Genomic DNA, 11,306 nt, shown 5'->3' on the forward strand with positions numbered 1-11,306 from the left:
AAGGATTCCCATGGCCGCCGGACGCATCTTCGCCATCACGGGTGCGTCCGGGGTCCTGGGAGCGGCGGTGGCTCGCGCCGCCGCGGCCGGCGGGGCGCGCGTCGCCCTGATCGACTACGCGCCGAGCGCCGCCGTGGTCGACGAACTCGGCCCCGAAACCTTCTTCCAGGGTAATGTCGACCTCACCGACGCCGTCGCGGCCGGGGCGGCGATCGACGCCGTGGCCGACCGCTTCGGCGGCCTCGACGCCCTGGTCAATGTCGCCGGCGGCTTCCGCTGGGAGACGCTGGAAGCCGGGTCCTGGGAGACCTGGCCCGCCATGTTCCGGATGAACGTGCTGACCGCCACCAACGCCAGCCGCGCGGCCATCCCCCACCTGAAGCGCAGCGGCTCTGGCCGCATCGTCAATATCGGCGCCAACGGCGCGGTGAAGGCGGCCATGGGCATGGGCGCCTATGCGGCCTCCAAGGCCGGCGTCCACAAGCTGACCGAAGCGCTATCTGAAGAGCTGAAGGCCGACGGGGTGACCGTCAACGCCGTCCTGCCCTCGATCATCGACACCCCGACCAACCGGGCCGACATGCCGAACGCCGACTTTTCGGCCTGGGTCGCGCCCCAGGACCTCGCCGCCGCCATCCTGTTCCTGGCCTCCGGAGAGGCGCGGGCGATCACCGGCGCGCTGCTCCCGGTCGTCGGCCGCGTCTGAGGCTACTGGGCGGGCGCCACCCGCCAAACCGCCTTGCCCACGTCGTCCGCCACCAGCAGGGCGCCGGCCTTGTCGACGGCCACCCCGACCGGGCGGCCCCGGGCCTGGCCCTTGGCGTCGAGGAAGCCGGTCAGGAAGGCTTGCGGCGGCCCGCTGGGCTTGCCGCCCGCAAACGGCACGAACACCACCCGGTAGCCGCTGGGCGGCCGGCGGTTCCACGATCCGTGCTGGCCGATGAACACCCCGCCCTTGTAGCGGGCCGGGAACAGGTCGGCCGTGTAGAAGGCCAGCCCCAGCGAGGCGGTGTGCGCGCCCAGCGCATAGTCGGGCCTGATCGCCTTGGCGACGAGGTCGGGCCGCTGCGGCTTGACCCGCGCATCGACGTTCTGGCCGAAATAGCTGTAGGGCCAGCCATAGAAGCCGCCGTCCTGCAGGCTGGTCATGTAGTCGGGCACGAGGTCGTCGCCCAGCATGTCGCGCTCGTTCACCGCCGTCCATGGCGTCCCGGTCGTCGGCTCGAAATCCAGTCCGTTCGGGTTGCGCAAACCCGAGGCATAGACCCGCAAAGGCCCGGCGGGCAGGGGATAGACCATCACTGCGGCCCGGTCGGTCTCGTTCTCGATCCCGTTCTCGCCGATGTTGGAGTTCGAGCCCACGGTCGCAAACAGCCGTGTCCCGTCGGGGCTGGCGACGACGTTCTTGGTCCAGTGGTGGTTGATCGGGCCGCCGGGCAGGTCGAACACCTTGTCGCCAGGGCCGGAGACGCTGGTCTGGCCGTCGGCATAGGAGAAGGCGACCACGCCGTCGTCATTGGCGACATAGAGCTTGCCGCCGGTCAGGGTCATGCCGAACGGCCGCTTCAGGCCCTGGGCGAAGACGGTCCTCGTTTCGGCCGTCCCGTCGCTGTCGGCGTCGCGCAACAGGGTGATGCGGTTGGGGCTCCGCATCGTCGCTCCGGCCTTGTTCTGCAGCCAGTTGGCGATCCGATCCTGAAGCCCCTTGGGCGGCTTGGCCTCCGACGAGGCTTCGGACACCAGCACGTCGCCGTTCGGTAGCACCAGCAGCCAGCGTGGATGGGCCAGGCCGCCCGCGAACTGCGTGACCTTGAAGCCGGCGGGCGCGACCGGCGCGGCGCCCGCCGGCCATCCTACCGCCGGCCGCGCATTGAGCGTCGGGATCAGACCCTGTTTCGGCGCAGGCAGTTCAGGCTGCTCGCCGAACCCGGCGAACGGCTGCGGCGAGCCCTGCGCGCAAGCCGCCAGCAGCAGCGTCGCCAGGATCGAAAGCAGGGGGGCTGAACGCATCGCAAAGGCTCCTCGCGCAACGGCGTTGACAAGCTTAGCACGGCCCGACCCAATCGGCCCGAACCGGCGGCGACCGGGAAGGGGAGGACGTCATGATCGAGAAGGCGGCGGCGCTCGGCGCTGTGCTTGCGGCAGGCCTGGCGAGCGGCGCGGCCGCGCAGGCCGATCTGGTCGGGATCGAAAGCGGCCAGCTTCGCGGCGTGGTCGAGGGTCAGGTCGTGGCTTTCAAGGGCGTGCCCTACGCCGCCCCGCCGGTGGGGGACCTGCGCTGGCGCCCGCCCCAGCCGGCCCTGGCGTGGCAAGGCGTCCGCTCCGCCGCGGACTACGGTCACGACTGCTCGCAAAAGCCGTTTCCCAGCGATGCGGCCCCGCTTGGCGCGACCCCGGCGGAGGATTGCCTGGTGCTCAACGTCTGGCGCCCCGCGGGCGCGCCGGCCGACGCGCGGCTGCCGGTCATGGTCTGGATCTACGGCGGCGGCTTCGTGAACGGCGGCTCCTCGCCGGAGGTCTATTCCGGCCATCAGTTCGCCAGGCAGGGCGTGGTCCTGGTCAGCTTCAACTACCGGCTCGGGCGTTTCGGCTTCTTCGCCCATCCGGCGCTGAGCAAGGAGAGCCCGAACGGGCCGCTGGGCAACTACGGCTTCATGGATCAGATCGCCGCCCTGAAATGGGTGCAGCGGAACATCGCCGCGTTCGGCGGCGATCCGGGCAATGTCACGGTCTTCGGCGAGTCCGCGGGCGGCTCGTCGATCCACACCCTGCTGACCACTCCGGCGGCCAAGGGGTTGTTCCACAAGGCGATCATCCAGTCGGGCGGCGGGCGCAGCGCGCTCATCCCAGGACGCCGCGTCAGCGGTCAGGCGCCCGGCGGCCCGCCCTCCGGCGAGCAGGTGGGCCTGGCCTTCGCCAAGAGCGTCGGGATCGAGGGCGAGGACGCCGCTGCCCTGGCCGCCCTGCGCAGGTTGCCGGCCGATGCGGTGATCGCCGGCCTCAACCTGGCGGCCATGTTCACCCCGACCTATGCCGGTCCGATGATCGACGGCCAGATCCTGGTGGACGAACCAGGCAAGGTCTACGGCGCCGGCGGCGGGGCCGACGTGCCGCTGATGGTCGGCGCCAACAGCATGGACATCGGCTTTTCCATGGCCAGGTCGCTGGACGAGGTCTACGTCCCCTTCGGCCCCGCTCGCCGCGCCGAGGCGGAAAAGGCCTTCGACCCCAAGGGGAGCGGCGACGTCCGCGCGATCGGAACCCTGGTGGCCAGCGACACCATGATGGTCGAACCGGCCCGCTTCGTGGCCAAGGCCTGGGCCAGGGCCGGACGGCCGGTCTACGCTTTCCGGTTCTCCTATGTCGCCGAATCCATGCGCGGCCAGTGGCGTGGCGCCCCGCACGCCACCGATATTCCCTATGTCTTCGACACCGTGGCGGCCAAGTACGGTTCGGCGCTGACGCCGGCCGACGCTGCGGCCGCCAAGGCCGCGAGCGCCTATTGGGTCGCCTTCGCCAAGACCGGGAGCCCGAACGCTACGGGCCTGCCAGCCTGGCCGGCCTATGACGCCGCCAGCGACCGCATCCTCGACTTCAGCAACGCCGGCCCGGTCGCCGGTCCCGATCCCTGGAAGGCGCGGCTGGACCTGATCGAAGCCGTTGCGGACGGCAAGTAGAGCTGGCGCAAAAGAAAAAGCCGCCTCCGTGGGGGGAGGGCGGCTCAGTGAAACTCCGCCGCGACCGGGCTTGGGAGGGGGCCGGCGCATCGGCGTCGTTGGCGGCTCCGCGAGAGGAGAGCATGCGGAACTGACCAGAAGACCTTAGGCCCCTTGGCGCGTGCGCGCCTTGACCAAGGCAAGGTCGGCAGGTGGCCCGACGCCGTTCGGCCCTGACGCAGATCAAGGCCCGGCTTGACCGGCGCCGTTCGGGCAATACCCGCGCGTGCATAGGGTCGGCGCGGAGGAGATTTCCGACATGCGCACCCGCCGACGCCCCGTTTCCCCGTCCGCCGACTGGTTGGCCGGGCCGATGATGGCGCTGCGTTCGCCTGTCGAGCATGTCCTGGGGCAGGCGTTGCGTCGCATCTCCCGCCGTCAGCCCGGCGTATTCGAACGCCTCCAGGCCTATGGTTCGGCCACCTTCCTCATCGCTCCGGCTCAATGGCCGGTGGCCTTCGCCCTGACGCCCCGGGCCGACGGCGCCGTCAGGGTGGTGCCAGCCGGTTCGCCGGGCGACTTCACCGCGCGCATAGAGGGGCGGCTGGAGGATCTGCTCGATCTTTTCGACGGCAGCCTCGATGCCGATGCGGCCTTCTTCAACCGAACCGTCCAGGTGGAAGGCGACACCGGCGCGGTCCTGGCCCTGCACAACGCCCTGGAGGCCGCCGAGCTTTCGGTGGCCGATCTGGTTCCGATCGGCGGCGCTGTTCTCGACCGGGCCTCGCGTTCGGCGCGGGCGGCCGTGCGGCGCATGCGCCGGGCCGCCCGATGAGCTCTATCGAACTGGTTTGCCCTGGCGGGTCTCCCGCCATGCTGCGCAGCGCCATCGAAGCGGGCGCCGACAGCGTCTATTGCGGCCTTCGCGACGAAACCAACGCCCGCAACTTCCCGGGCCTGAACTTCTCGGCCGCCGAACTCGCCGACAGCGTCGCCTTCGCGCACCAGCACGCCGCCAAGGTGCTGGTGGCGGTAAACACATTCGCCCGCGCCGGCGGGACGGACGCCTGGCGCCGGGCGGTCGACACCGCCGTCGCCGCGGGCGCCGACGCCCTCATCGCCGCCGACCTCGCCGTCCTCGCCTACGCCAGGGACCAGCACCCCGGCCTGCGCCTGCATCTGTCGGTCCAGGCCGCCGCCAATTCCCCGGACGCCATCGCCTTCTACGCCGCGAACTATGGGGTCAAGCGCGTGGTGCTGCCGCGCGTGCTGTCGGCCCAGGAGGTCGCCGTCCTGGTCGGCGAGGCGCCGGTCGAGGTCGAGGCCTTCGTCTTCGGCGGCCTCTGCGTGATGGCCGAGGGCCGATGCGCGCTGTCGTCCTACGCCACCGGCCGCTCGCCGAACCTGTCCGGGGTCTGCTCGCCGCCCGAGGCTGTCAGCTTCGACCGGTCGGGCGGCGTGCTCACGCCGCGCCTGGCCGGCCTGGCGGTCGACCGCTTCGAGGATGGCGAGACGACGGGCTATCCGACGCTCTGCAAGGGGCGGTTCTCCACGGCCCAGGGCGAGGGCTATCTCTTCGAGGAGCCGGTCAGCCTCAACGCCATGGGGCTTCTGAAGTCGCTGCGCGCGGCCGGCGTGCGCGCGGTGAAGATCGAGGGCCGGCAGCGCGGCAAGGCCTATGTCGCCAGGGTCGCGGCTGCGTTCCGCGGCGCCATCGACGCGCTCGAACGCGGCGAGGAGACCGCGCCCTTCGAGAAACTGCTGACCGATCTCGCCGAAGGCGGGCGCGAGACCGCAGGCGCATATCGAAAGGTCTGGCGATGAACCAGAAGCCGCTCTCGCTGACCCTCGGCCCGCTGCTCTTCAACTGGCCCGCTGCGGTCATGCTGGATTTCTACCGCTCCATCGCCCAGGCCAGCGGGATCGACAGGGTCTATCTGGGCGAGGTCGTCTGCGGCAAGCGCGCGCCGCTGCTGGAAGCCGCCCAAGTCGAGGCGGCCGACCTTCTCGAACGCGCCGGCAAGCAGGTGGTCTGGTCGACCCCGTCGCTCCCGATCACCCGCCGCGAATGGCGTGCAGCACAGGACCTGATCCTGACGGGCGGCTTGATCGAGCTGAACGACATCTCCGGGCTGTCCAGCATCCAGGCCGGGGCCACGTTCGTGGCCGGCCCCTTCCTCAACATCTACAACGAGGCCGCCGCCGCCGAGCTCGTTCGGCTGGGATGCCGCCGGCTCTGCCCGAACATCGAGCTTTCGCTCCAGGCGATCGGCGCGATCCACGCCGCCTGTCCCGAGCTCGAACTCGAGCTCTTCTCGTTCGGCCGCCTGCCGCTCGCCCTGTCCGGCCGTTGCCACCACGCCCACCTGCACCGCCTGCAGCGCGACGGGTGCCAGTTCGTATGCGAACGCGATCCGGACGGCCTGGCCGTGGAGACCCTGGAGGGGGACGGTTTTCTGGCTCTCAACGGCGTCATGACGATGTCGCAGGGTGTCCAGGTCCTTGATGTCTCGGTCGAGGACCTGCGGGCCGCGGGGATCGGCGCCCTGCGCCTGTCGCCTCATAGCGGCGACATGGTCGGGGCCATAGCCGCCTACAGGCGCTTCGCGGACGGAGCGATCGACGCCGCCGGCCTGCAAGCCGAGCTTCCCCCAAGCTGCCTGCCAGGCCCCGCCGTCAGCGGCTACCTGGCCGGCGCGGCGGGCATGCGTGCGGCGGCCCACGCGTGAACGCAGGCCGCGAGAGAGCTTTGGATGGCGGCTACGGCCGGGGGCGCGGGGCGGGCGGCTGCAGCCCATAGGCCTGGCGGACGCGGGCCCTTTCGCTTTCGAAGCGAGGCCCGATCTCGGAGATGATCTGGCTGGGGGCGGCGCCGACCGGATAGTGCAGGGCCTCTCCGTGAACGGCGTCCCAGATGGTGCTGGCGACATCGTCGACGGCCAGGATGTCCTGAGCCTGAACGGCGGCCCGGTAGTTCTGGCCGCTAGGCGCGTCGACATCGAGCATGGGCGTGTCGACGCAAAAAGGCTCGATGCAGGCCACCCGAACGCCGTGCCGCAGATAGGCCAGGTCGAGCGCTTCGGAGAGCCCCCGCACGGCGAACTTGGTGGCCGCATAGAGCGCCAGGATCGGCGGCGCCTGCAGCGAAGCCAACGATCCCAGGTTCACCAGGCAGGGGTGGGTTCCGCGTGCGAGCCGCTTGACGCCTGCATGGCTGCCGTAGAGGACGCCCTTGATGTTGACGTCGACCACGGCGGCGAACGAGGCCGGGTCCTGCTCGTCCAGCCAGCCGAAGGTCAGCAGCCCGGCGTTGTTGACCAGGACGTCCAGTCCGCCGTCTGGCCCGCAATACGCCTCCAGGACCTGCTCCCACGCCGCATAGTCGGTGACGTCGTGCGTGAAGGTTTCGACATCGGCTTCGGCCCTGGCCTGGGCGAGCTGGGCGGGGTTCACGTCGCCGATCCCGACCCGCCATCCGCGCGCGCTGAAATATTTTGCGGTCGCCAGACCGATGCCGCCCGCCCCGCCGCTGATGAAAATTGAAGGCTTATCCATGGTTTACCCGTTTCCGATGACGATCAGCTTACGGCGGCAGGGACGGTGGAGCGATCTGCCCCGTGCTCGGCGAGGAGTTCTGAAACCGCCATCCGCGCCCTTCGTCGGCAGCCGTCACCGTGGTGCGCGCCCTGTCGGCCGTCAATGTGGCGCTCGCGTCGCTCGGCCTTGGCGCAGCCATATCCGGCGGTCGCTGAAACCAGGCGAATTTTGTGATGAAGTGGCGTAGAAGCTTGCGCTGCAGTTCCGCCCAACTTCCCGATTTTTATGAGTAAGCCAGAGAAGTTCCGCTCATCCAGGCTGTCCGTCGCGCCCATGATGGACTGGACGGAATTCGCTTAAAAATCAAAGTGTTACGGCGTGTCTTGTGCGCCGCTAGTTCGCGAATGTTCTCGCAGTTTTTCGCGTTTGTTCGCGCCTCTGTCGGTAGTTCCAGAACTGGACCGACTGGGAGAACAGTTGGTCCTGTCAGGCTGGTCGGTCTGCCCCACGGTCCGAAGTACGAATGCAAACTTCGGACGTGGAGGAGCCGACGGACCTCGCCGGCGCGCCGGGGCGACTTTCTGGACCTGTGCGGCCGCGAGGTGTCGAGGTGATACTGCAGCGGCTGATGGAGGGGCTTTCGCCTGCGGCGCAAATCTAGGTCGCGGCTGGGCAGAGCCTCGGCGGCGCACGGGCGAGCAGGCGCAACCGTTCGACCGGTGCTAGTGCGTTTTCTGGGCTGGCAGGTCGGCCCCTCGATTGAAGACCGTAGCGGTATGCTCCGCGTCTTCCCGCGACAGGCCAGATTGCCGCTCCATCGCGATCATAAGCGTCTCGCCGGTCGTCAGGTCGTAGACACTGAAGCCGCCTGGGTCGGGCCGGATGGCGAAGCGATTCTCCATGCAGTGACTATGCGCCCGAGCTTAGCCATTGTCAGTCTTGGCCATCCCCTGTGTGGCGGCGCCGGCCCTTGGGAAGAAAGGTTGAGCGCAGGCCCAATCGCCCGGCTTGTTCATCAAGCCACGTCTCGGCCGTGAGGTCGCGCTTGCGAACATGTTCCGTCAGATCCTGAAACAGGCGCCTGAACCCGCCCCACCAGACACGCGGTTCGATCAACACCAAGTCGTCGCCCATTTCCTCCTGGAATGGGCTCAGGGCCAGCATCATGACCACCATTGGCTTGCTGTCGATCGAGCGAACCGCAAACTCGGGCGACCGCAACCAGATACTGGCGACAATGGCGAACGGGTCGCTATCGGTCGCCTCCGAGAACAGACGAATTCTCTCAAGGTCAAACGGACCCGTTCCCTCCTCGAAGTGCTGATAGGTGCGTAGGGGAAGGCCCATCGCTAGCGCGACGTCAGTGGCGCGCATGCCGCGCGCCCGGCGTACGGCGCGCAGAGCGGCCGCCAGCAGGGCGTCCTGGCTAAGACCATTGCCTGGGGTCGCGTCGTCCATACCCCTCCGCCCGCCATCGTTCGAGGATAGATACCCTCGCGCATTGCGCGCATGGACTCAAAGTATAGTTGTATTTTTCTCTGCGTCTTTACCTAGGGGCGGTAGTGAGGGGGCGGGCGTTGGAATCTTCGCAGCACGAAGCCCGCTATCTCGCCGAGCGCTCGCCGCCTCGCGACTGAGTCGCCCCTGGCTCTTGAACGTCGGCCGCTTCACGGCGCCCGCCGCCTCCATCATCTGGCGCGCATGAGCGGGCTGCAAGCTTGACCCGCGTTTCGCTCGCCAGCAACGTCGTCTGAGTAGTGCTCCGCTGAGCGCCGCGTCGACCTCAATTTTGCTGCGCCGGAAACTGGCGCGGTCTGCGCCCAAAAAAGGCGCGCCCGGCACGGACGTAGAGCGAGTTTCGCCGCTGTCGAAAAGTTGGCTCCGCCCGCAGGGAGCGGAGCCAAAGTGAAATAAGGAGAAAATGCCGAGCAGGCCGAACGAGATCGGGAGCAAGTCCCGACCCCGCCCGACTGACGGTAAGAAGATCTCGAAAGCTTCGAACGGAGTTTCACAAGCGCTCTGGCGGGGGAATTCTGATCGGATTGTCGAACGCAATTCGAATCCGCGAGATGTACGGCGGCGGCAGCAGCGGCTGATCCGAACATTTGGCGCACGCGACAAGGGCACCTGAGCCCCATGACGTGGCCTGGGGGGAGTTTGGATGGGTGATTTGACTAGCGCCGGTGGGGTGAGCCAGTCGGCGAGAGGCTCGGCGCCGCGCCAGGCCGCCTTCGGCTTCATCTTCGCGTCGGCTCTCATGAACTCGATCTCGTTCGGGATCATGCTGCCGATTGTTCCAAACCTTATTCGGGAGCTGGCCGGCGGCGACACTTCGTCGGCATCTGAGTGGAACGTGCTCTTCGCGACCAGCTGGGGTGTGATGCAGCTCTTTTGCGGGCCGCTCCTCGGCATGCTGTCCGATCGGATTGGGCGGCGGCCGGTGCTGTTGATCTCATTCTTCGGGCTCGGCTTGGACTTCCTTCTCATGGCCTATGCGCCGAACCTTTGGTGGCTGCTCGCCGGACGGCTGCTCAATGGCGCGACGGCGAGCACGATGTCGACCGCCAACGCCTATCTCGCCGATGTCACACCGCCAGATCAGCGCGCCAAGACCTTTGGCCTGATGGCATCAGCCTTCTCCATCGGCTTCATCGTGGGGCCGATGATCGGGGGGCTACTGGGCGAGTACGGGCTGCGACTACCGTTCATTGCCGCGGCCGTCATTACCTTCGCCAATGCGATCTATGGCCTGCTCGTTTTGCCGGAGTCGCTGCCGAAGGAGCGACGCGCCAAACGGTTTGAGTGGGGCCGGGCCAATCCGCTGGGCGCCTTGAGGCTGCTCCGCTCGCACTCGGACCTGCTTCCTCTCGCGGGCGTGGCTTTTCTCTTCCAGCTTTCTCAAATGGTCCTGCCCACGATCTATGTCCTCTACACCGCCCACCGCTACGGTTGGTCGACCGGCATGGAGGGCGCCGCTTTTCTGCTGATCGGGGTTCTTGGGGTCTTTGTTCAGATGGTCCTGGTCGGGCCCGTCGTCGCTCGGATTGGCTTGAGGAACGCCATCTTGCTCGGGGCTGTATCCGGCGCGGCTTGCTATGCCTGGTACGGCGCCATGGCGAACGGATGGGTGTTCCTGGTTGGCGCGGCTCTGCAGGCGCTGCAGGGATTCCTGATGCCTGGTCTACAGGGGCTCATGACCCGCTTGGTCCGGCCAGAGGAGCAGGGCCAGTTGCAGGGCGCCAATCAAAGTATGATGGGTGTCGCTTCGATCGCCGGGCCGATGATCTTTGGGATGGTGTTCGCTTGGTCAGTTCGCCACGAGACCATCTCATCGATTCCAGGGCTGGCCTTCTACGTGGCGTCGGGCCTCATGGTCGCTGCCGTCTTGCTGGCCTTCTGGAAGGCGCAACCTCCTGAGAAGGAAGCCTAGGGACGAGGGCGGCCGCATTGCGACGGCTCTCAGCTGAGGCCGGCGAGAAGTTGCTTGCACTTGTCTCTCAGCACCCCGTCGTGGGGCCGCGTGGCCAGCCAATCGCTGAAAGCGATGATCCTGGCTTCCTGGGCGGGCGACCAAGTCTCGACCCGCATCAACAGCGTCAGTATGGCCTGTGCGCGCTCACGGGGGGAGGGGGCGCTTGGCAGCGTGCGGCAAAGGCTCTTGGCCTCGACCATGGCATGGTGACGCGGGGACATCTTGTTGCTGTGGATCATTGGTTGGCGGGGAAGCGCTCTTGTGCGTGGAACACGGAACTCAACGCAAGATGCAGAGCTCGGGGGCCCTTGGCAGAAGAAGGGCGCGGTCCCCCCCCGGGATTGGGGGGCCCCCCCCCCCGGGCAGGTAAAAAAAAAACAAAAATAACCGAAACCGGGAGGGCCCTTCACCGTTAATGAAAGTGCGCGGGAGACGCTCGCGCAGGTGGGTTGAAACGCCTCGAACGGCTTTCGAAAATAGGAACATTGAAACCGTTGCGGAGGCAGTCGGGCGGCTGTGGCCTGCCCCCACGGGGTGATCCAGTTTCGATGTTAGTGCACAGCGTTTGCTGACGCCATGGTTGGGGTGGGCGAGCGCGCGCTTTCCGATCGAGCTGGCGCGGTCGCCCATGGCACGAGGGT

At 67.8% G+C, this 11,306-nt stretch carries 10 protein-coding genes; 6 read left to right on the plus strand and 4 right to left on the minus strand.

What is annotated here, in order from left to right; translation table 11 throughout:
* Nucleotides 1–10: 10 nt before the first annotated feature.
* The gene (locus ACE3TL_RS06275; RefSeq protein ID WP_374577867.1) at nt 11–706 is read left to right on the plus strand and encodes an SDR family NAD(P)-dependent oxidoreductase; all 696 of its coding nucleotides are present in this window, start codon (nt 11–13) and stop codon (nt 704–706) included.
* Between the two features lie 2 nt (nt 707–708).
* Here ACE3TL_RS06275 and ACE3TL_RS06280 read toward each other — a convergent pair whose 3' ends face one another.
* Nucleotides 709–2,010 carry a sorbosone dehydrogenase family protein gene (locus tag ACE3TL_RS06280; protein ID WP_374577868.1) on the minus strand — a complete coding sequence of 434 codons (1,302 nt, stop codon included), beginning with the start codon at nt 2,008–2,010 and terminating at the stop codon, nt 709–711.
* Between the two features lie 92 nt (nt 2,011–2,102).
* Between ACE3TL_RS06280 and ACE3TL_RS06285 the strand changes: the two genes are divergently transcribed.
* From ACE3TL_RS06285 to ACE3TL_RS06300, 4 genes are all read left to right on the plus strand, one after another.
* The gene (locus ACE3TL_RS06285; RefSeq protein ID WP_374577869.1) at nt 2,103–3,677 is read left to right on the plus strand and encodes a carboxylesterase/lipase family protein; all 1,575 of its coding nucleotides are present in this window, start codon (nt 2,103–2,105) and stop codon (nt 3,675–3,677) included.
* Nucleotides 3,678–3,975: 298 nt separating this feature from the next.
* Nucleotides 3,976–4,491: an SCP2 domain-containing protein gene (locus ACE3TL_RS06290; protein ID WP_374577870.1), complete on the plus strand. Its 516-nt coding sequence runs from the start codon at nt 3,976–3,978 to the stop codon at nt 4,489–4,491.
* A gap of 38 nt (nt 4,492–4,529) precedes the next feature.
* Nucleotides 4,530–5,480 (plus strand): peptidase U32 family protein, encoded by a 951-nt coding sequence (locus ACE3TL_RS06295; RefSeq protein WP_374577871.1) that lies wholly within the window; start codon nt 4,530–4,532, stop codon nt 5,478–5,480.
* Nucleotides 5,477–6,385 (plus strand): U32 family peptidase, encoded by a 909-nt coding sequence (locus ACE3TL_RS06300; protein ID WP_374577872.1) that lies wholly within the window; start codon nt 5,477–5,479, stop codon nt 6,383–6,385. The genes ACE3TL_RS06295 and ACE3TL_RS06300 overlap by 4 nt, the downstream gene beginning before the upstream one ends.
* Before the next feature lie 31 nt (nt 6,386–6,416).
* On the opposite strand, the gene ACE3TL_RS06305 is transcribed toward ACE3TL_RS06300, so the two are convergent.
* Together ACE3TL_RS06305 and ACE3TL_RS06310 are read right to left on the minus strand one after the other, a co-directional pair.
* Complete coding sequence (locus ACE3TL_RS06305; protein ID WP_374577873.1) at nt 6,417–7,211, minus strand: SDR family NAD(P)-dependent oxidoreductase; 795 nt, start codon at nt 7,209–7,211, stop codon at nt 6,417–6,419.
* 915 nt (nt 7,212–8,126) lie between these two features.
* On the minus strand, nt 8,127–8,651 hold the full coding sequence (locus ACE3TL_RS06310; protein ID WP_269628992.1) for a helix-turn-helix domain-containing protein: 525 nt from the start codon (nt 8,649–8,651) through the stop codon (nt 8,127–8,129).
* 703 nt (nt 8,652–9,354) lie between these two features.
* Between ACE3TL_RS06310 and ACE3TL_RS06315 the strand changes: the two genes are divergently transcribed.
* Complete coding sequence (locus tag ACE3TL_RS06315) at nt 9,355–10,623, plus strand: TCR/Tet family MFS transporter (RefSeq protein ID WP_269628993.1); 1,269 nt, start codon at nt 9,355–9,357, stop codon at nt 10,621–10,623.
* A gap of 29 nt (nt 10,624–10,652) precedes the next feature.
* Here ACE3TL_RS06315 and ACE3TL_RS06320 read toward each other — a convergent pair whose 3' ends face one another.
* Complete coding sequence (locus ACE3TL_RS06320) at nt 10,653–10,781, minus strand: hypothetical protein (protein WP_374577874.1); 129 nt, start codon at nt 10,779–10,781, stop codon at nt 10,653–10,655.
* Nucleotides 10,782–11,306 lie beyond the last annotated feature (525 nt).

Source organism: Phenylobacterium sp., from assembly GCF_041920015.1.
Lineage (GTDB): Bacteria > Pseudomonadota > Alphaproteobacteria > Caulobacterales > Caulobacteraceae > Phenylobacterium.